General features: G+C 61.7%; 22 protein-coding genes. 1 reads left to right on the top strand and 21 read right to left on the bottom strand.

Translation table 11 applies throughout. From position 1 onward, the window contains the following. Nucleotides 1-152 precede the first annotated feature (152 nt). The 10 genes from eccB to NA10_RS00185 form a co-directional block, all read right to left on the bottom strand. Nucleotides 153-1688 (bottom strand): type VII secretion protein EccB, encoded by a 1536-nt coding sequence (gene eccB, locus NA10_RS00230; protein WP_067561644.1) that lies wholly within the window; start codon nucleotides 1686-1688, stop codon nucleotides 153-155. Nucleotides 1689-1800: 112 nt separating this feature from the next. Next, entirely contained in the window at nucleotides 1801-2121 is a 321-nt protein-coding gene (locus tag NA10_RS00225) for a hypothetical protein (RefSeq protein WP_067561641.1), read from the bottom strand. 49 nt (nucleotides 2122-2170) lie between these two features. Beyond that, nucleotides 2171-2503: a WXG100 family type VII secretion target gene (locus NA10_RS00220; RefSeq protein WP_067561639.1), complete on the bottom strand. Its 333-nt coding sequence runs from the start codon at nucleotides 2501-2503 to the stop codon at nucleotides 2171-2173. 95 nt (nucleotides 2504-2598) lie between these two features. After that, nucleotides 2599-3387, bottom strand: coding sequence for an ESX secretion-associated protein EspG (locus tag NA10_RS00215; RefSeq protein WP_067561636.1), 789 nt, complete (start codon nucleotides 3385-3387; stop codon nucleotides 2599-2601). Continuing rightward, nucleotides 3384-4409: a PPE domain-containing protein gene (locus NA10_RS00210; RefSeq protein ID WP_084514161.1), complete on the bottom strand. Its 1026-nt coding sequence runs from the start codon at nucleotides 4407-4409 to the stop codon at nucleotides 3384-3386. The genes NA10_RS00215 and NA10_RS00210 overlap by 4 nt, the downstream gene beginning before the upstream one ends. A 15-nt stretch (nucleotides 4410-4424) precedes the next feature. Then, a complete protein-coding gene (locus NA10_RS00205) occupies nucleotides 4425-4739 on the bottom strand; it encodes a PE family protein (RefSeq protein ID WP_067561630.1) in 315 nt (104 codons plus the stop codon). A 27-nt stretch (nucleotides 4740-4766) separates the two neighbouring features. Further along, nucleotides 4767-6065 (bottom strand): hypothetical protein, encoded by a 1299-nt coding sequence (locus tag NA10_RS00200; RefSeq protein WP_157555898.1) that lies wholly within the window; start codon nucleotides 6063-6065, stop codon nucleotides 4767-4769. 77 nt (nucleotides 6066-6142) lie between these two features. Continuing rightward, a complete protein-coding gene (locus NA10_RS00195; RefSeq protein ID WP_067561624.1) occupies nucleotides 6143-6457 on the bottom strand; it encodes a type VII secretion target in 315 nt (104 codons plus the stop codon). A gap of 110 nt (nucleotides 6458-6567) precedes the next feature. Then, a complete protein-coding gene (locus NA10_RS00190; protein ID WP_157555896.1) occupies nucleotides 6568-6867 on the bottom strand; it encodes a YbaB/EbfC family nucleoid-associated protein in 300 nt (99 codons plus the stop codon). A gap of 12 nt (nucleotides 6868-6879) precedes the next feature. Further along, nucleotides 6880-7245, bottom strand: a complete 366-nt coding sequence (locus tag NA10_RS00185; protein ID WP_067561817.1) for a hypothetical protein — start codon at nucleotides 7243-7245, stop codon at nucleotides 6880-6882. A gap of 163 nt (nucleotides 7246-7408) precedes the next feature. On the opposite strand from NA10_RS00185, the gene NA10_RS36305 reads away from it, so the two are divergent. Beyond that, nucleotides 7409-7984: a hypothetical protein gene (locus NA10_RS36305; RefSeq protein WP_157555894.1), complete on the top strand. Its 576-nt coding sequence runs from the start codon at nucleotides 7409-7411 to the stop codon at nucleotides 7982-7984. Between the two features lie 43 nt (nucleotides 7985-8027). On the opposite strand, the gene NA10_RS00170 is transcribed toward NA10_RS36305, so the two are convergent. From NA10_RS00170 to NA10_RS35140, 11 genes are all read right to left on the bottom strand, one after another. Then, nucleotides 8028-8810 carry an ESX secretion-associated protein EspG gene (locus NA10_RS00170; RefSeq protein WP_067561612.1) on the bottom strand — a complete coding sequence of 261 codons (783 nt, stop codon included), beginning with the start codon at nucleotides 8808-8810 and terminating at the stop codon, nucleotides 8028-8030. Beyond that, nucleotides 8807-10612: a hypothetical protein gene (locus NA10_RS00165; protein ID WP_067561609.1), complete on the bottom strand. Its 1806-nt coding sequence runs from the start codon at nucleotides 10610-10612 to the stop codon at nucleotides 8807-8809. The genes NA10_RS00170 and NA10_RS00165 overlap by 4 nt, the downstream gene beginning before the upstream one ends. 132 nt (nucleotides 10613-10744) lie before the next feature. Then, nucleotides 10745-12040 (bottom strand): LppU/SCO3897 family protein, encoded by a 1296-nt coding sequence (locus NA10_RS00160; protein ID WP_157555892.1) that lies wholly within the window; start codon nucleotides 12038-12040, stop codon nucleotides 10745-10747. Between the two features lie 212 nt (nucleotides 12041-12252). Further along, the gene (locus tag NA10_RS00155; protein WP_157555890.1) at nucleotides 12253-13818 is read right to left on the bottom strand and encodes a hypothetical protein; all 1566 of its coding nucleotides are present in this window, start codon (nucleotides 13816-13818) and stop codon (nucleotides 12253-12255) included. Between the two features lie 313 nt (nucleotides 13819-14131). Continuing rightward, nucleotides 14132-14497, bottom strand: coding sequence for a hypothetical protein (locus NA10_RS00150; protein ID WP_067561600.1), 366 nt, complete (start codon nucleotides 14495-14497; stop codon nucleotides 14132-14134). A 235-nt stretch (nucleotides 14498-14732) separates the two neighbouring features. Beyond that, the gene (locus NA10_RS00145) at nucleotides 14733-15131 is read right to left on the bottom strand and encodes a hypothetical protein (RefSeq protein WP_067561598.1); all 399 of its coding nucleotides are present in this window, start codon (nucleotides 15129-15131) and stop codon (nucleotides 14733-14735) included. Between the two features lie 146 nt (nucleotides 15132-15277). After that, on the bottom strand, nucleotides 15278-15478 hold the full coding sequence (locus NA10_RS00140; RefSeq protein ID WP_067561595.1) for a DUF397 domain-containing protein: 201 nt from the start codon (nucleotides 15476-15478) through the stop codon (nucleotides 15278-15280). After that, the gene (locus NA10_RS00135; protein ID WP_084514160.1) at nucleotides 15475-16377 is read right to left on the bottom strand and encodes a helix-turn-helix domain-containing protein; all 903 of its coding nucleotides are present in this window, start codon (nucleotides 16375-16377) and stop codon (nucleotides 15475-15477) included. The genes NA10_RS00140 and NA10_RS00135 overlap by 4 nt, the downstream gene beginning before the upstream one ends. A gap of 611 nt (nucleotides 16378-16988) precedes the next feature. Continuing rightward, a complete protein-coding gene (locus NA10_RS00125; RefSeq protein ID WP_157555888.1) occupies nucleotides 16989-17819 on the bottom strand; it encodes a hypothetical protein in 831 nt (276 codons plus the stop codon). A 128-nt stretch (nucleotides 17820-17947) separates the two neighbouring features. Further along, a complete protein-coding gene (locus NA10_RS00120; RefSeq protein WP_067561815.1) occupies nucleotides 17948-18334 on the bottom strand; it encodes a YwqJ-related putative deaminase in 387 nt (128 codons plus the stop codon). Then, nucleotides 18327-18803, bottom strand: a complete 477-nt coding sequence (locus tag NA10_RS35140) for an SUKH-3 domain-containing protein (RefSeq protein WP_084514159.1) — start codon at nucleotides 18801-18803, stop codon at nucleotides 18327-18329. The genes NA10_RS00120 and NA10_RS35140 overlap by 8 nt, the downstream gene beginning before the upstream one ends. Nucleotides 18804-18825: the final 22 nt, after the last annotated feature.

Raw genomic sequence — 18825 nt, 5'->3', positions numbered from 1 at the left:
CGCGACTCCCCCGCGGACATTCGGAATCATCTGACAAACCCAGCGGTCAGGCCGCACGGTCGGCCACAATCTAGCATCGGCTGTGCGCCAGAGCCATTCGCGGTGGAGTGCGTCACAATCGGTGTGTTCGCGGGGGAGTTCGGTAGATCAGATCATTTACTGATCGTGGGCAGCGAATCGTAGCTGTTGAGAGCATCTGTGGCGCTGAGCGTGGGACCCGGAACGAGCTGACCGACGATCGCCCATGGCGCCAGGCGGGGCGTACTACCGAGACCGAGCACCTGAGCAGTGGCCAGGTCCGGTACGCCATAACTGATTCCGTTGTCGGCAATGTAGTACAGGCTGTCGCGGCGACGACTGCCCGACTCCATACCGGTGGTGCGCACGAATTCACCGGTGCTCGGCGGGATATACACCTCATCTATGCCATCGGCGGTGCCGTTGGCGCTCGCGATCGTCACCGGGACAGCCGAATCCGCGAGCGGCAGACGGGTACCCACGAGCAATGAGGTCGCGGCTCGATCGGTGGGGCCCTCGGTAACGTCCACATCCTTCACATCGGTGGCCTTGGACTTGGCCCAGGTAATACAGGCGACCGGATTATCTTCCGCTGTAATGATTTTCGGTGCTGAAGTGGGAAAGTCGTCAACAGGCAACACGTGCACCGGAGGCAGGATTCCGTCCAGCAGGTCAGGAGTCACAGATCTGATGTCGTCCATTCCCTGCGAATTCGTATTCCGAATCACTTGGGCGGTGAATTCCGAAATGCGTTGCACACCTTCGGACAACACGACATAGAGCTCAGAGTTGGCGGAGCTGCCCGGTGCCGCCACCCGGATGACGCCGCCTACCGGAATCCCATTGAGCCGACCGGGACCGGGATCACCCGCGTGCGGGATAGTCGGCGAAACCAGCGGAGGCACTTCGATTGCCGCACCCACCAGACCAGTGGTGATCGGCCTGGCGTGCTGCCCGGCCAGGTTGAGCGAACGCGCCATAACGGTGTTCGTGGTATCTACTTCGGCGCGCTTGCCGTCGTAGATCAGGTAGTTCTTCTCGGTCTTCGTGGACTTGTCCGTGCTGTGTACCAGCAGCGCGGTACCGGTGTCCGCCTGCTTGATCCGCGCGTTCAGCTCGAGGCCGCCCGCGATCACAGTGGTCTTCGATCCGGTGGCCGAGGCAGAGCCACCACTGGCGGACAACTGCACGGTGTCACAGATCGTCCACTGCGATCGGTCACCCTGACCCGACCCCGGCAGAGCGGCCGGTGCACCCGGAATTCCCCGGATAGGGCCCCGCGGCACGGTGCTCAGCTTGGTGTCCTTCACCGACTTCGGAGATTCGGCTGTGCCCGAAATCAACCGGGCCGAAGCAAGATTCAGCGCCGGATACAGCGTCATCTTGGTCTTGTCGTTCTTGTCTCGCACCACGACATATAGCGCGCCACTGTCTTTGCCCATGACGATATTCGCATCGCCGATCGATCCCTGCGGACGGATGAAGGCCATGATCGCGCAGCCTGCGACCACCAATAGCGCGAGGATCGCGCCGGAAATCAGCGATCGGAACTGCGCTCGCATAGGGTCATGCAGCATGCGCACATCGCGGCGAATCAGCGCGTGGTCGAGGCGTCGCAACAGGAAGCGATACCCATTGACCTGGGCCTTTGTGGTCAATTGGGCTGGCACTGAACCTCCGTCGGACAGATGACTACATTCATGACATTACGCGGGGCGTCCCCGCAAAGCGCGCCCCTCCGGGATGGAGGGGCGCGCAGTGTGGCTCGGCGGGAGCGACGAGTCAGTACCCGCCGAAGCCGTCGCCGATCTTCTTGTCGGCGCCGATGGCCGAGTGCATGGCCTGCTCGACCAGCTGGGCGATCCGGTTGAGGGTGTGCAGCGAGCCCTGGCTGGCGTCGCCGCCGCCGTCGTACTCGTCACGCCAGACCTGGTAGGCGGTTTGGAAGCCGCCGAGAGCGCTTGCCGACCATGCGCCCTCGATGCGGGCCTTGGCGTTCGCCATATCTTCACCCGCAGCCACCAGACGACCGAAGTTGTCCTGGAGCTCGCTCACCAGGGTGCTGATGATTTTGGGGTCGTAAAGCATTCCATCGTCGGACATAATCCGTCATTCCTTCACAAAAGGTTCGGGCCAGTTGGGTTCTCGGGAATTACAGGCTGGTGTACTGCTTGAAGCCTGCTTCGTTCTCGGCATCAGTGCTGCGGAACTGGGCGACACCGGTGCCGACCTGATCCTCGATCGCCGTCAACTTCACATTGAGGCGACCCGCTTCCTCGTGCCACGCATCGGCGGCCTGGTTGAACGCCGTGGCCGCAACGCCCTGGAAGCCGCCGCGGGCGGCGTCCACGGAGGTGGTGGTCTTCTGGATGGTCGCCCGGACCGTCGCGATCACATCGGCCATATGGTTCTTGGCCGACTCCGCTTGGTCGTGATTGGACTTGATTGCATTTGAGTCGCCCGAATTCAGGCTGCCGCCGCTCATGGTCTACCTACCTTTGCGTACTTGCTGGATGAACAGGCGATGTGGCTTTACATCACCGTCTTCGGAGTGGATCAGGTGCACCCGTCTGATGCGGTTCACGGCAGCCACCTCCGCCCGGGCAGCGAATCGATCAGGGCCGCAATCGCCTGCGCGATACGGTGATCGGTGCCCGGAGTCAATGTGGACCAGAGTTGCTGGTCCGGTGCGATACCCGGGGCGGAGACTATGCGGCCGTACGAGGTGTCGTACACCACGGCCGCCCCGGGGGATTGGTATGTGACACCGTCGGCATAGGCGTAGGCCACCACCTCGGTGTAGGAGTGACAGGAGGCCAGCGCCAGTCCGTATGCGGTGGCATCGGTTTCGGCGACGCCGAGACTGTAGACAACGCTCGCGTAGTCGCCGGAGTTCGCCGCGGCTTCGAATCGTTCAGCGAGCTCCGCGGACGGGGCGCTCAAGCTGACCACTTGTGCCGGTTTGTTCGGCGCCAGCGCATCGAGTATCGGCTTGGCAAGGGAGCTGCCCGACCCGTCCGACCACATCGAATGTATCTCGATGGCTTCACCTCGGCGGACCGCCATGACCTGCGTCTCACCACGCCGGACAATGCTCACGCGCACCTGACCCGACTCCGCGACATTACGTGCGGCCAATTCGCAATCGGGCTGGGCCAGTGCGAAAAACGCCGCAGCGGTGTCAGGATCGGTATCCCCGTGCGCATCGACAATGCGACGCGTGACCAGCTCGGCCCGGGCTCGCTCCTGGGCGAGTTGCAACTCGTGATGCGAATCCTGTTCCGGGCCGATCGAGAGCACCAGCGGCAGGGTCTGCACACCGAGATGGGTAGCGAGCGCAATCACGCCGTCATTGGTGAAGGTCGTCACGTTGCCGTCTCCTCTCGTGTGGCGGCCGCAGGCGGGTTCGAACTCTCGGTCCCGGTACTGGAGGCGTTGAAGGCGATATCGGGCACAGGTTGTGCATTGGGGGCAACGCCACCCAGTACGGCGGGCGCGGCCTGCATACCGTCGGCGAGACCGAGCTCGGCCTCGCTCCCGGGCACGCTCAGGCCGGAGCGGGTCGTGTGCTCCTCGTCGCCCGAGCCCTGGGTCCCACCCATCGCGCCCGGCGACATCGGCAGCGACCCACTCTGTTGCACCGTAATCGGTTGCGCTACAACCCTCTGCGTGGTGTTCGCATTGACCTCGGTAACCGCGTTGGGCCGGAAGTTGGTAATGACCGGGGGCATATTGAACGACCCCGATGGTATGCCGGGCATGGTCGGAAGCATGGGTGTGACCGTCGCCGCCGGATCACCCTGCGGCACAACCGGATTCGTGTTCATTCCTGCGGTAATCTCCGGCGGAGCCTGGTGCTCCCAGGGCGTCGCCAGCGATTCGGTCGAACCCTCATAGGTTCGCATCACCCGCGCCGCAACGACTTTCACCGTGTCGGCATCGGTATCGGTCTGCGCCAGCTTGGCAAGCATCGGCGCGCCGATAGCGGTACCTAGCTGCTCCAGCATCTCGCGCAGGTGCTTGAGCTTCTCGACATCATCGGCGTCCGGCATCGCCAGCCGCGCGATTTCATATGTTGCAGCATGATTTTCGGCACGAGCGGCATTGTTGGCGGCCTCGGCGGCGGAGGTCGCGAACCAGTCACGAAGTACCCGAACTCGCTCGATGAACTGTTTACTGCCTCTCGATTCCCATGCGCTGTCGAGGTTTTCGAGAATGCGCTCGTAGTCGATGGCGGCTGCCGCGAAGCCGGCACTCAGACGCGCCCAGGCAAGACCAGCTTCGGCGGCGGGCACGGCTCCCGCCCCCGTCACCAGGTCGCGAGCCAGCTGTTCGGGTGGCCTGGCATCCCAGACCACACCGGTAAAGCCGGGATTCGTCGGTTCCAACATCGATTACGGCGCTCCTCAGACCGCGAAGCCGAGCGCGTTCTGCTCCTCGACCTGTCCGAACTGCCCGACCTGCGCACGCAGCGCGGCGGCCAGCTTGCGAACCTCGTCCACCCCGGAGGTGCCCGAGGTCTGGAACGAGGCGGCGACCGTGTTCAGCGTCTGCGCCGCGCGCACCGAGACCTCATCCGCCCCGGCCGGGGCGATCTCCAGCTTCGCCTGTTCGACGCTCATGCCGTTCGCGATGCGATCGGCCAGCGCGTCCAGCTGGGTGGCCGCCTGCAGTGCGCTCGACGCATCGAACCGCACACCTTCGAAATCGTTGGTGCTCATGCCAATCCTCCTGTTACCCCTGCGTTTTCAGAGCGTGAGCGCTTTGTCCGGTGGTTCGTCGACGGGTTCGACCGCGCCGACCACCGGAATCGATACGCCTTCGATGACGCCGACCACTTCGTCGCCGTGTGCACCGGTGACCAGGGCGGTGCGCTCACCGGTCGATTCGTTCTCGCCTTTGTTGGCCAGGCCCGCGCCGGTCCCCATGCCACCGGGCATGCTTGTGGTGGAACGGGTTTGGGTCTCGTTGTTATTGCTGTTGACGCGTGAGACCGGTGATCCGGAGCCCAGGCCCTCACCGGCGGACATCTTGCCGGAGTACGGGCTGAGCGGACTGGAGTTGAGTCCGGAGCCGATCGGCATGCCCGCGGGAATTCCGCCGCCACCGGTGGTGGTGTCGTCGGTCTTCAGCGTGGTGGCATCGACCGGTTTGGCGTCGGTGGTCGTGGTGTCCTTGTTGGTGGTGGTCGTGTCTTTGTTCGTCGTGGTGGTGTCTTTGCTGGTGTTCGTGGTCAGCGCGCTGACCACGGACTGCCCCGCGGAGCTGATGCTGCTCGCCGCGGTCGAACCGGCCGACACCACCTCGCTGCCCTTTTCGACGACCTTCTGGACCGCGGTGCCGCCGACGCTCAGGAACGGCTGCACCGCCTGCGTGACCTGGTTCGCCAGCGATGCCACATCGGCGACATTGGGCGCGCCGGGGACCGGGATCTTGATTCCGGCCGCCGCCACCTCGGCGGTGTGAACCGTCAGCTGGGCACGGGTTTTCGCGGTGATGACCCCGGCCTCAGACAGTGCGTCCGTGGCCATGGCGATCAGCGCGGGCAGCCCGGCCGGGGTGACCAGGAAGGCGATGCCCGCCATCACCTCGGCGGTGAATCGCGCGATGAGAGCCGACAGTTCGGCGTACCCTTCCGCGACCGTCGCTTCGGCATTGAGCAGGATCACCTTGAGCTGCTGGCCCTGCGCGTTGACCGTCGGGTTGACCGAATCGACCTCGTTGCTCCTGACCTGCGCCGAGTTCGCGGCATCGCCCTGCCAGCTGTTCGAAACAGCGGCGGAGGCAGCCGAACTCGTGCTGACCGCGGAGCTGAGCGCCTTGCTGACCGAGGAGAAGATCGAGATCAGTTCGGTGCCCATACTGGCGGCGCCACTGCCCATCGAGGACAGCAGGCTGATCGCCGGCTGAATCAGCGTGGTCGGGTCGATCGTCGGCAACGTCGGCATCTGAAACCCGGACAGATCCGGCAATGTAATCGCTGGAAGTTGCGGCAGTTGCGGCAATCCCAGTCCACTGATCACATCGGACACCGGTGTATCCACCATCGCCCCGACCGGACTGGTACGAATGACGTCCAGCACGGTAGGGCTTGGTGTCGTGGTCACTACACCGACGGATTCGGTCACAGGTTGCTGAGGAAGGTCGACGCCGAAGCCAGCTCAGTGGTCGAGTAGGTCGCGACGGCCGATGCCGCGCTGACCGCGGTTTCCGCGTGCACGGCGGCGATTTCCGCCGCCGAGGACAGGTACGACCCCTGCGCCCCCGCGAAAGCCAGCAGGAAATCCTGCCCGATCAATCCGAACATCGGCACCGCCGAGGCCAGTGCGCTGACCGAGTCGGCCGCGGCCGCCCCCGCAACCTGCGCCGCGATCCCCGCATGCTGGGTGCCATAGGCCAAGATTGGTTCGAAATCCGCCTTCACGTAATTGGCAGTCATCGGTGGTCCCTCCCAGGTACATCGATCTTGAATGACAGTACAAGTACGAAATTGGTTGTGCCAGACAGTAAAACGCAAATTCTGGCGCAAGATTGCGTTAACGGACCGGTCTAACCGGCCACTTCCTCATTGAATCGGTTTACTATCTCGGCCCGCCGTTCGAACGCCGCGCGCGCCGCCGCGGCCGACGTCGTCACCACCGCGCGCTCGAACTCGTCCGGTGTCATACGCGAAACAGCGTGGCTGAACTGGAGATCCCGCAGCGCACCGTTCCCGTCGACCTCGGCCAGTACGGCGCCGTCCTCGGAGGTCTCACGCCCCCGAACAGCGGCCATCTGCTCCGCCAAATCCTGAAACCGATACAGCTGCCGACGAACCCGTTCCTCGAGCTCATCCATAGACCCGACCACGCGTCCCCCTCCTCACACAGTCCGAAGCCAACTCTGCGGCTCAGTATCGTAGTCCTGCTCCTCGACAATCTCCTGCCGAGCGACATCGGCCTCGGTGGGCAACCCCGTATGCGCGAGCCCCGCGGCACTCATCCCCGCCGCCTCCAGCTGCTTGCGCCTGGCGAGCCCCGCCCGGGCAGCCGCGCGCTGACACAACCGCAGCATCTCCGCGGCCAACTGCGTCGGATCCCGATGCAGCTCAGCCGCATCCACCTTCACAGCCACCGGAATCCCCTGCTCGGTGACGCGCATCTTGATCGACCCGTACGGATTCGCAATCGCGACCGAAGCCCAACCCTGCCCAGCCGATTCAGCACCCGCAGCCCCCGCCTCGGTCATGCAGAACTCCCTCCCAGTTCGTAATCGTATAGATACCATACGACGTTTTCGATCTCCATCGATATTCAACGCCGCTCCCCGAGCCGCCTCCTGGCATGATCAACCGCGGCTCGGGGCTCAAAGTGGCTGCCCGGGCGGGGAATTCGATGTGGGGAGATCAACAATGAAGCGTTCCATTACCGCAGCCTGTGGGGCATTTGTCGCAATCGCGACACTGACCGCCTGCGGATCCACGACGTCCGGCACGGCGACCGCGCCCTCGACGAGCAGCAGCTCCAGCGCCGCGACAACAACACAGGACCGCGCCGCCGGCCTCGGCACAGCCTCCAAAACCACCTGTGCCGCATTCCTGGCCATGAGCCAGGTCGACAAAAAGACATTGCTCCAGCGAGTGATCGCCGAGAACCCGAACTGGCAGAACTCCGGCAGCGACACCCTCGGCATCACCTGGGCCGAGATGAACTGTAAGGGAAACGGCAAGGAGAACCAGGCAATCGGCGTCGCCCTGGAAGTCACCCCGTCAACCGTCGCGACCTTCAGCAACGTCGCCACCATGACCTGCCGCGACTTCCTCGTCAAGGACACCGACGACGACACCGGCATAGCGCTCATGCAGCAACTGACCAAGGAGAAGCCGGAACTCGGTGGCGCGGGACCGTTTCCGACGTTGATCTGGGTGCGCGAGGAGTGCAAGAAGCCGGGCTCGGCGGACAAGGTCTTGGCTTCGGTGGCCAAATAATCAGGCTTGCAGGACATTTGTGGATGGCTGGCGTCACCGCCGGCTATCCACGCTCATCCTTGATCGCCCGCACCACGTCCGCGATCCGTGAGTTGATCAACGACGTCATACGATTCGTATCGGCTGAGAATGCCGTTCGTGGTGTGCCGTCGGCAATCAAGTATCGACCGTCCTCCTCCAGATCCCGCCAATCCAGGCGATGCCGGAGAATCCCGCGCGGCCCAAATTTCGATTGGCCTTGAATCACCTCGATGACACCGGCCCGAACATGAGGAGCTGCCAGGAATGCCTTCGAGCGAGCTGTGGATGACGTGGTCATGGGGTCACCGACGATCGACTGGCCGAAGTAATAGTCCTGCTCGCTCTGAGTCCGGTCGGTCAGCACTATGTCACCTTGTTGGCCCGCATCGACCGGGGGCAACGCTTCAGCGATCCGTCGGCCGAGTTCCAAAGCATCGAACTCGGTAACCGTGAAACCCTTTGCGTGGCCGATGGTTTCGCCGGGCTCCTGCATGATGAGGAAGCCTCTGCCCGCCTGGCGTGCGCCCGCGATTCGAATACTCGCCGCGGGATCACGCCTGTCCTGCCCGCTCCATCCTTGTGCTTCGATCCTGATATCCGGGTTCCGAATGCACTCCAGAACTCCGATGAATCCCGGGTTCACCCGATCGCGGAGCCGCTGACGGTGATCTGCCAACTCCCGCATATAACTGACCCAGGAAGAGTTGCGACACGTATAGAACAAAGGCGCGGGGAGCGACTCCTCCGTTACGCCCTGCCAGACCGCGTACAGCTCATCATCGGTGAACCGCCAGGTTGTCGTCACTTCTCGGCCACCGAGCGCACCGCCGCGGGGATATCTTCGAACACCTCATCGAGATTTGCTCCGGACCTGAGGAATTCGGGTCGCTTGTGTTCCTTACCCGCACCTTGGCTCCCTGCCTGTGCTCCCGAGCCCATGGGCATGCCCGATGATCCGGTCGTGCCCGCCCCCGTTGTGGTCGCCGCGCCAGTTGCGAGCCCGGCGCGCGTTGTGGAAACGGTTTCGTCTTTGTCGGTACTGGATACCGTCGAGCGCGGGAAAAGCTTGCTCTGCGTGACGGTTTCCTTCGGAATTCCGGCAGACGGGCTGCCACCCGGAGATCCCGGCGAACCACCGGACGTCTTCGTGTCGGTCGGGACGGTCGGCAGATTTGTCAGCGTGGCAATCTGTTTCGCGAGATCATCCGTTGTCTTGGTGGTGTCGGTGGTAGTCGTGCTCTTCTCCAGAGCCTGAATCAACGACGAGCCCGTCGACGCCAGATTCTCCGCCAATGACGCACCCTGCTGCGCCAGCGTTGAGATCAGCGATGTGATCTGGCTGGTCTGGTCGGTCGTCGTGGTGGTCTTCGGTGTTTCCTGGGTCGGATTGTCCTTCGGAGTCTGGTTGGGATTCGGAGTATCCACCTTCGGCTGATCTGTGAGCGAGGGCGTGGATGGCGAGCTCGGGGTGCCACTACCACTGGGGTTGTAACCGCCAGGTTGTTTGCCGTCGCCTTTAGGAGCACCCGGAGTGAACGGACTCACCATCGCGGAGGGGCTGGGTATACCGGGCAACGAGTTGAAGGTCTGATTCCAACCGTACTGATAGACCGCCTTGAAGACGGGCCGGAACTCTTCGACCATCTTGCGCTCGTCGTTTTTATGGTTCGCATGAGCAGTAGCCGCTTGCTCGTAGGTGCTGGAGACCCATCCGCCAGAGTAGACGAGAAGGTCACCCACGGCCCCAATAGACTCGGTCAACGTATGAACCTGCGCCATATACGAAGTCAGCGCGTTGTTAATCGACTCGATACCCGGACCGGTCCACTGACCTGTGTCTTGGATTGCGCCGATATTCGTCTTGTACTCGGCGAATTTACCTTGCAGGAAACTTGCCCACGACTTCCAAACAGCTCCAGCTTGCACCAGCTGGCCACCATTCGTGATGCCAATATTTGACAGCTTATCAATTTCCGCAGACCCGATGCTCTCGGCCGGTTCCAGCGAATCATTGTATCTCGCTTTATAACCAGGGTCTGCCAGAGAAGCATCTTTGTGGCTCCCGCTGAAGCTGTTCTTCAAAACCGAGTCTTTACCACTGCCCCAGTCATCGATCTTCGGGTTACGTGAAGAATCGAGCCCGACGTACTGCTGGACTGCTTCGTCGATGCCGGTATAAGGACCCGAGTTGCTGCCTGGTTTGAGACTGTTGAAGTAGCTCTTGGATTCGTCTTCAGTACTCTTGTAACCCTTTGCGGCACACGCGAACGCGTTTCCCATCTCTGACAAAATCTTCTCTTGCGCCTTCAGCGCATCGACAAGGTCACTGTCCAATTTCGTGAACATGGCAGTCATGTCCTGACCCGAGCGCAACTCGCCAAAGCCCTTGTAACCGAAGCCGTCCTGCAACGTGAATCCCGCGACACTCGAGGTTTGCCCCTCGCTGAGTCGTCCAACGAATCGCTTCGCCAGCACACTCTGGACCGCGTCAAGAACATCCGCCGCATGTCGAGCAGCCTGATCAGCGATGCCGTCAGCTACATTCAGCCGCACACTGCCGCTGAAAACCTTGTCCGAGAATCCATCCCAAGTGGTCTCACCGGCCATGACACGCGCTCCCTCCCACGCCCACCTTCAGCGGGCCGACGGTACCACGATTGCCCCAACCGCTCATCCTCATATCAGTCGGGCAATCTTGGTCGAACTCGGGCAATTGCTGCATATCCAGCGGTTCGGCAGTCAACGAGGGGGCACATAGTTCATCCAGCACACTGTGCGGGGTGGTCGAGGGAAGGCCGATGGGCCACGCGGACAACGATCCTTGTCCACAAGCCCATCGAACCGAGCCGTCACACGCAGGAGAGTGCCCGGCGACCTTCCGTCTGCACAATCGGCTGGGGTTAATTCATACTTCGAACTTTTGCCGAACGGCACACGATAGCAAGCGTCGACAATGACATCGGGTGCGAAACAAAGGGTTTGCGGCCCTTCGGTCAGCACGAAATACACCGAATTCTCGAGTTCTCCGTCTGGGCACGCGTGACCCGAGCGTACCCGTGCCGCAAGCTCATAGATCGCATCCGGGTCGCCGCAGCTGGTCGGGTGCAGTCCGGCAATTCGATTCTTGTGGAAATCGCTGGCGAGCACGCAATCTCCAACGGAGACACCGTTGCCGAGCGCTTCGGACACCCCGATGCCGAGCAGACCGGACGCCATCAGCACCGCGCCCGCAACCATCAACGCCGCACTTCTCTTATACAGCGGAATCCGGATCTCCGGCGCGCCACCGGCAGTGCGGGATATCGGGTGCGTGGCGGATGATGCCGTGTGCCCGTCTCGTCGGCGTCGGATCAATCCCACAGTGATCAAACCCAATCCGATCACCGGGATCGCCCCGACCCCGACCGCGAATCCCAGCGGCCCCTCCAACGCCGGAGTCATTCCGACACCGATTGAGATCGCAATAGTCGCCACGACTGCTGCTGCGATGACGCGCGCTCGCGGCCCCCGGCCTGTGAGTCGCAGACCGGAATGCGGAGACCGAGACGACCGAAACTCACCGCGCATCAACTTCAGGGCTGCATCAGGGAACAGTTGGCCTGGGAGTGCGAGGCCGCGGGTGCCTCGTTCTCGTAGGAATACCCCGTCGCCAACCATGAAAAGGTCTTTGATCTGACCATAGGGAATGGTGGTGGCACCGGTGGTCAGCACGAGCTCCAGCGAATCCTGATGGAAGCGAACTGATATGGGGCTGCCAGGTGAGGTGTAGGCCGCGATCGTAGGGTTGCGTTTGAGCATCTGGAGGGCGGTGAGCACCACCCCGATACCCGCCGCGATCGCGAGGATTACAAGGTAGGAGAAGATCAGGCCGGTGAAGCTCCAGCCCGGCGAGCTGGACGCGATGAAGACCTCGGCGAACCTCCGAGACATCACTACGAATGGGATTGCCAACAACACGGCCCAGGTCGATGGGGAGCGCCAGCGAGCCAGTGCGAGAACACGACTCAGCCGCAGCGCGGTCCGGGAATCGGCCACATACCCGACCTCGATCGGTGTCTCAGGTCGCGCATGCCCATCAGACCGGTTCGGCGAGACCGGCTCCGGACGCGGTATCTGCCGGTCAAACGGTTGCTGCACAAATCCCCCTTGCGACCTGACTCTCGCTCCGACCCTAACGCGGCCGCAGCGGAGGAACCAGTCGGGCCTAGAAGCTGCTCAGCACGTACTCAATCGATCATCCCGGTGAGTCAAGCACCGGGCGTCGGCTTTGCGATACGAAATACCTTGCTGGAGAAGGCAATCCAATTCGAGATAACTGCACCGCCCGCGAGAATGGTTGCCCCGCAGAGTATCCAGAATCCCGCGCCGAGGTGGTAGTAGGCGAAGTTTTGGAAACTGAAGCCGAGCACCATGCGGTGGGACAGGGTATTCAGCCCCAGGGTCAAGGCTGAGCCGAACAGCAGGCTGGAAGCCGACAGCGTCGCCGTTCGCGAGATCGGCTCGCTAGGCAGTCGACCGGAACCGGCCATGACGGCTGCCCCCAGCGCTGTGAGGCCGGTGAGCAGCAGCGGAATCCCGACAAATGGCGTGAGAGCATCTGAACCGTACGCGTAGTGCCAGGCGGTTAGGCCCCAGTCTTCCCGGGAGAGAAACGTCGTAAACGAACTGGCGATCGCCGAAGCACCCGCGAATCCCAGGAGCCACGCTCCGACCTTATCCGTCACGCTACGACCATCGGGCGCGGACGGCACGGCAAATTGTCCAGCGGATTCAGTCGGAAACGCCCCGATCAGGCTGGCCGCCAACGCTACCGATGCAACGACCGCCGCAATCACCAACGGCCAGAATCCCACGCCGGCGGTATGGCCGACAACAATGTTCCCCTGTGCGATAGCGGTTTTCGCCTCGAGCGCGGACGTCACCGTCACCCCGAATGCCAAACTCGCCGCGACGACGCCGAGCCGACGCACAGCGGGGCGTTGGGCGCCACGCCCTCTGAAGAGGAGCACTCCGGCCACCGTGGCGACCACGCCCGCCACCGCATACGCCGCGCCCAGTAGCCGCAATCTGGTCTCGGTGGCATCGCTGGACGATTCGAAGACGAACTCCCAGGCTTGCCACTTCTCCGAAGAGCTCAGTCCCGCACCGCTTTCCACTATCTGAGTGAGAAAGGAAGCCGGGATGAGCAGGATAGCGACCGCGAGCAGTAGTCCGGCGGTCACCCGATCCAGTTGCAGAGTTCTGCCTGTGGGAAGGAGCGGCTGGATATCACGGCGCATCAGGTTCAGCGCGGCATCGGGGAAGAGTTCGCGGGGCAGGCTGATGGGATGCATGCCCCGCGGGCGCAGGTGTACCGCGTTTCCTATGACGTACAGCTCGACGATCTTGCCGTAGTCGATGGACACGGTCCTGTTCGTCAGCACCACATCGAGCGAGTTCTGTTGGTAGCGAACGGTAATCGTCGATCCAGGCGAGGCGTACTCGACTACCTGGCGGAGTGGACGGACCATTCGCAGCGCTGTGATCAGCACCGCGAAGACGATGGTGACCAGCAGCAATCCGAAGTAGGTCACGAAGAGATTCGCGGGTCCGGACCGACTGGTGTTCAGGATTACCAGGATGATAACGCGGGCCATCAGAACCAATGGGATGGTCGCAATGTAGGCCCAGGTTCTGGGTGAACGCCAGCGACCGAGCACGGTCGCACGGGTCAACTGCGCCGCCGTCGATCGGTCGGCGACGACCCTCACTTCGAGAGGAAGTGTGGGTGGGTTTCCGTTCGACGGATTCGATTGATACGGCTGCTGCATCATCCCCCCTCGTGATTCATGCCTGATCGGTCGGCACGTTAGTGCAAGTGAAAGCACCTCGGCTACTCGACAAACCAGGTACGGATCGCACCACAGGGCGGGCTACCGGACCCATCGGCACCAACTATCCTGGCGGATCGGCAATACAAAGGGGTTCGAAGGGCGGGAAGTCGGGCGGATATCTTCCCTGGCCACCGTAGGCGAGGCTGGCCAGATGGCCGGAGCTCTTTGGGCTACACGGCTTCGAGATGCCAATCAGGCGGGTGCGTCACCACCGACCTTGCCGCACTTCTTCATCTCGCTGAAAGCACCGTAATCAGCGAGGCACCCCGATCACACAGTCCGAAGACGCGATCTTGTCCGGGATCGACACCTCGGCTCCCCTGCATGTCCAGAAGGCCTCACCTTTCTTCGGCCCGATGTCGAGCCCCTCGGCCGTGACCGTTCCCTTCTCCGGGAGTTGCCGGTGCGCCGAGCAGTTCCCGGAGCCGGTCAGCTTGTAATGCCTGGGCTTTCCATCGACCGCGACGGCATTGAGGGTGTCGCACTCGTAGGCCAGGTCCAGCCCCGTCTGTCCGCCGCCGGGTGCCGCCTGCGCCACTGGGGAAAGAATGGCGAGTCCAGCGGTCGCGATAATGCTGGAGGCGATCAGAGTGGCGGCTCGAACGGGGCTGAAAGACATCAAGACTCCTCGATTCGGTGACTGGTCTTCATCCATCGGCTTCTGCCGTAATCGGCGCAGCTAATAACTTATCCAGGACAAACCGGATATGGATGGAGCCGCACGGTGCAATCTTTCAATTGTGTATGAAATGGCTCTGACCAGCCCTTTTTGAAAATCGACGACAAATGGCGGCGGCCGCTCGTCCCACAGGCGGAGAAGCCTGGGACGAGCGGCCGATGTCTGGCCACACCGGTTACGCGGTGTGCAGTGCCGCGCTGATCTTGCGGGCCATCTCGGTGGCGGCGGGACTGGACTGATTGGCCTCCACCTTGGCGGTATCGATGGCGACCAGGACAGTGCTGCGGAAGTTCTCGGCCTCGGCCGGATCCTGCTGAGCGAGCAGCGTGACCGCGGCGGTCAGCGCCGGCAGCACCTGATCAGCCAATTCGGCGACATTCTTCCCGGTGAGCTTGATGTCGCGAGCCTTGGCCGAGAGGGCGTGCCCAACCGGGCCGGTCGCGGACAGCAGCGCCAGGGTGCCGGTGGCGGAAACCTTGTGCGGCTTCGAGCTGGCAGCGGCGAAGAGGGAAACCGCGCCGTAGGCGGCGGTCCGCAGGGTGGCGGTGTCCTGGGCGGTCAGGTTGATCGACATGATGTGTGCTCCTTCGAAAGCTGTTGGCTTCGACCCGGTTCGGGCCGTTTTCTTCGATGAACACACTTTGTCCCGGTCGCCTGACAGCGACCTGACGCCGACCTGACACGTCCGCTGATACGCGCCGAGGTCGGCAAAACAGCGACCTACCGTTCGGATCCCGGCGCCTCGAGCACGCTGCCGAGGAAGCGTTCCCACTGTTCGCTCGTGAACCACAACTCCTGGCCGCGGTTCTTCGAGTCGCGAACGCCGACGCGCGCATCATCGAGAAACACTTCGACACACTCGTTCTGCTTGGCGGAGCGGGTGGATTTGAACCAGATGCGGGTGGGTGGGTGATGAGTCACGCCGCGTACTCCTTCGCGATCTTCAGGACCAGATCCCTTGTGTCCCCTTCGTTTAACGCTACCCGTTCGATGTTGGTGATCGCCTCCGAGAAACGGGTGATGACGTCTGCGCGCTCCAGATAAAGAGCGCCCTCCGACCCTTCGGTGTAGACGACCGGCGGCTCGACAAGCTTGGTCGACATGAGCGGGAAGCGCATCAAGGTGAACGATTGGACGGACAACCCGGAATAACCGAAGGCGCTGAACGGGATCACCCGTAGCGAAACATTGTGCCGCTCACTGTCTTCGACCAGATGCTGGAGTTGATTCACCATGACCTCGGGAGGTCCGGGCTGATGCCGGAGCACGGCCTCGGAAAGGAGGGCGAGCAGTTGGAACTTCGTGTTGTCCAGTCGCTCTCGCCGACGTATCGCGAGCAGCTCCAGGGCTCGGTCGACCTCTTCGACGGATGCGTGGGGGTCATCGGCACGAATGATCCATCGCCGGTATTCGGATGCTTGCATCAGGCCCGGCACGAGTACCAGTTGATGGGTGGTCATGTGATTGGCGGCGGCCTCGAGGCGCAGGTAGTGCCCGAAGTGGCTCAGATACTGTCCGCTGAAGCCCTGCCACCAGCCCTTCGACGTACCTTCAATTTTCGCGATCTTCGCCTGCTGACGGACTTGTGCCCACAGCTCCAATGCTTCCGCGCGATCCTTCGGCTTAGCACCGTAGAAGTCGAGTAGTGCCTCTAGCTGCGGTGTGGTCACCTTTGTCGGCAGACCGTCCTCGAGTCGCATGATCGTCTGCCGAGAGACTTCGATACGTAGTCCGACAGCGAGAGTGCTCTTGTGAGCCTGCTCCCGAAGTTCGCGTAAGAACTTTCCGAATGCTCTGCGAGAAACCGTCGACCCGGCCATTTCGTTAGCCTCGCTACCTGGGGATGTCCGCGGTGAACACGTCCTTGATGGACTCCCATCGTATTCGTGGACAGTCCACTCTGTACGTCCTTCCGCGATCGGATTCCGATGTCTACTGAGATAGCTCGGCTCTCACATCATTCGATCGAGGAGATGTCGCAATGGCTTGGGACATATGGGCTCTGCTCTCGATACTCGCCCTCTGCATCTCCGTGATCATTTGGAGTTGCTGGGGCTTCTACCGCGAGAGCCATCCGAAAACTGAACGCTCACTGAAGCTTCCGCTCTCAACCGGCGGATGTCTGGAGATCCCGCTTACCAGCGGACGGTCAAAATTTCAGCATCACGCACGACGTGGACGAGGACCAGCCTCGCCCACAGGCCGAGGTCTCCCCGCAGCTCGACGTGGGCGGCATTGTCGGATCGCCTAGTAGTGCCGGGGAGCTCCCTCGCCTCTCGTCGAGGCACTCGTGCAGCCCACCCAAGAAGACTCTCGCCCTCACCGAACTCGACGTAGGTCATGCGGTACCACTCCGACACGCCGAGGTTCCTGCACCACAACAGTTCTCGAGAACCAGCGAAAATCGTCCACCGGTTCAGCCCTCCCGCGTTCAGGTGCTTTCGGCGAGGCGCTGGAGATCCGCGAGGCTGGATGCCTGCTGTTCCGGGACTGCCGCGTCAATAGTCCCGAAAAGGGCTGGAGCATGTTCTGGGAGCGAGCGGCAACGCCGCATGGCGTCAAGCGCTGGCACACCTGCCTCGAACGCATCGATGAGTCGTGATCGCCACAGACCACCGGCGACCATGCCTTCACGACCAGCCGCTGTGCGCTGAACATACCCGGCGGCATTTTCAGTCGGCGCAGACCACAGGTACCCGAACACGCTGCCGTTCCAGGAGATCGGCAGATACACCACGGGGGATTTCGCCTCCGCCGGGTATGTCGATGTCGGAACCGAAACCAATGGTCCCCAGCCTTCGGAACGATCCACGTGCGCACCGCTCGGGTACTCCTCGTCCTGCACCCACGGCCCCTCCCCGAGCGGCACCTCTGGGTTCAGTTGCAGAGCCAAATCTTGAATTGTCTGCGCATCCCGCAATTCCGCATCAACGGCAATCCCGCCGTACTGAGGATCCTCAGGCTTTCCCGCCCAATAAGTAATCGCCTCAACAGGTTTCAGTCCACGCTGGAACATCTCATCAAGCTTGTCGTCCCAGAATATCGCGGATTTGACGTGGCTGACGCCAGAACCCAAACGAGCGAAAAAACCGGCCGCAGGCACTTCCTTGGCACCCCAAAGGTAGCCAATGAGATTGGCCCCCAGCGTGACCGGTAGGTAGACGACCGGTCGTCGAGTCCATACATCGTATCGGTCCCGCTGTCGGTTCCGAGTCATCGGCACCTCCCGAAAGGGTCCACGCGCAGCATCCGCATCGCTCATAGCCCGACAACTTCTTCCTCGCCGCACCCCTTAACGGCATCCGCCGCTACCAGACCACACACAACCTGTGGATTGGCCGAATCAATTTTGAAAGCCATCGGCGCTATCCCTTCACGAAGTGAAACTATTTATTCTACGACCTGGATACCCAGGGCATCGAGAAGCTTCTGGCAGACCACACAGGGCTCAGCTGGCCTGCCATGCTCAGGATGAAACTCTGGTCTTATCTTCTTGGAGAGAATCATCGCTCCCTCGAAATGCTTTCCAACTTCTTCAAGCGCTTCGATTCCACCATCGTTGGACAGTTCTTCCAGACCCCAGAACTGATCAGAAACCAAAGCGACCTCGGCGCATGTCCCGACGAATGTGACCCCCAACTCCGATGCCACACCGTCGACAAAGCGTCGGACGGCAGGATGGAGATTCGGAACTCCCTCACCGAACATGTTTGTCTGACTGAAAATGTGCCCTTGAATCAGCAACGAAGATGCGACTGCCGGGTGCTCTTCAAGCAAAGTAGTCCTCCGCGTCAGCAAGAAAGCGACCCTCGAATGCTGCGACAAATGCATCATGGGGATGAGCACCGAGAAAATACCCTCCCGTATGGTGCAAATAAAACATCCTCGAGGACTCGTCTATCAGCCAGATTCCACCTTCGATCGATTCGAAAGCGACTGGAAAGAGTTTCAAACCAAGATTTTCTGAGAGTTCCTCAAAATCCTCGATGTCGCCGTCATATCCAATTGTTGGTTTAAGTATGAGAACTCGCTGCGGAGAAGTCTTTGGGAGTGAAAGCTCCAAGTCTCCGTAGGAATGGATAAATTCCACGGCAGGATCTATCACCGACAATGAATGCCCCTGGCGGGCGGCATCGGCAATACGAATTCCGATCAACTCTTCAGCACGGGAACCGATGTCTCGGGTTGGGGACCAACCCGCATCGGTCAGCCATTGATTCACCGACATGGGTTCGGTGCTCGACAATTCGATATCCTTTCCGCAGATA

The sequence above is a fragment of the Nocardia acidivorans NBRC 108247 genome, from assembly GCF_001625085.1.
Classification (GTDB): Bacteria; Actinomycetota; Actinomycetes; order Mycobacteriales; family Mycobacteriaceae; genus Nocardia; species Nocardia acidivorans.
This window is presented reverse-complemented; position numbering and strand designations above follow the sequence as displayed.

What these genes read in the sequence shown, in the direction of transcription:
- NA10_RS00225 (WP_067561641.1), bottom strand. Translation starts at nt 2,121, where the DNA reads ATGTCCGACGATGGAATGCTTTACGACCCCAAAATCATCAGCACCCTG.
- NA10_RS00220 (WP_067561639.1), bottom strand. Translation starts at nt 2,503, where the DNA reads ATGAGCGGCGGCAGCCTGAATTCGGGCGACTCAAATGCAATCAAGTCC.
- NA10_RS00210 (WP_084514161.1), bottom strand. Translation starts at nt 4,409, where the DNA reads ATGTTGGAACCGACGAATCCCGGCTTTACCGGTGTGGTCTGGGATGCC.
- NA10_RS00205 (WP_067561630.1), bottom strand. Translation starts at nt 4,739, where the DNA reads ATGAGCACCAACGATTTCGAAGGTGTGCGGTTCGATGCGTCGAGCGCA.
- NA10_RS00200 (WP_157555898.1), bottom strand. Translation starts at nt 6,065, where the DNA reads ATGGTGGATACACCGGTGTCCGATGTGATCAGTGGACTGGGATTGCCG.
- NA10_RS00195 (WP_067561624.1), bottom strand. Translation starts at nt 6,457, where the DNA reads ATGACTGCCAATTACGTGAAGGCGGATTTCGAACCAATCTTGGCCTAT.
- NA10_RS00185 (WP_067561817.1), bottom strand. Translation starts at nt 7,245, where the DNA reads ATGACCGAGGCGGGGGCTGCGGGTGCTGAATCGGCTGGGCAGGGTTGG.
- NA10_RS36305 (WP_157555894.1), top strand. Translation starts at nt 7,409, where the DNA reads ATGAAGCGTTCCATTACCGCAGCCTGTGGGGCATTTGTCGCAATCGCG.
- NA10_RS00165 (WP_067561609.1), bottom strand. Translation starts at nt 10,612, where the DNA reads ATGGCCGGTGAGACCACTTGGGATGGATTCTCGGACAAGGTTTTCAGC.
- NA10_RS00155 (WP_157555890.1), bottom strand. Translation starts at nt 13,818, where the DNA reads ATGATGCAGCAGCCGTATCAATCGAATCCGTCGAACGGAAACCCACCC.
- NA10_RS00150 (WP_067561600.1), bottom strand. Translation starts at nt 14,497, where the DNA reads ATGTCTTTCAGCCCCGTTCGAGCCGCCACTCTGATCGCCTCCAGCATT.
- NA10_RS00145 (WP_067561598.1), bottom strand. Translation starts at nt 15,131, where the DNA reads ATGTCGATCAACCTGACCGCCCAGGACACCGCCACCCTGCGGACCGCC.
- NA10_RS00135 (WP_084514160.1), bottom strand. Translation starts at nt 16,377, where the DNA reads ATGGCCGGGTCGACGGTTTCTCGCAGAGCATTCGGAAAGTTCTTACGC.
- NA10_RS00125 (WP_157555888.1), bottom strand. Translation starts at nt 17,819, where the DNA reads ATGAGCGATGCGGATGCTGCGCGTGGACCCTTTCGGGAGGTGCCGATG.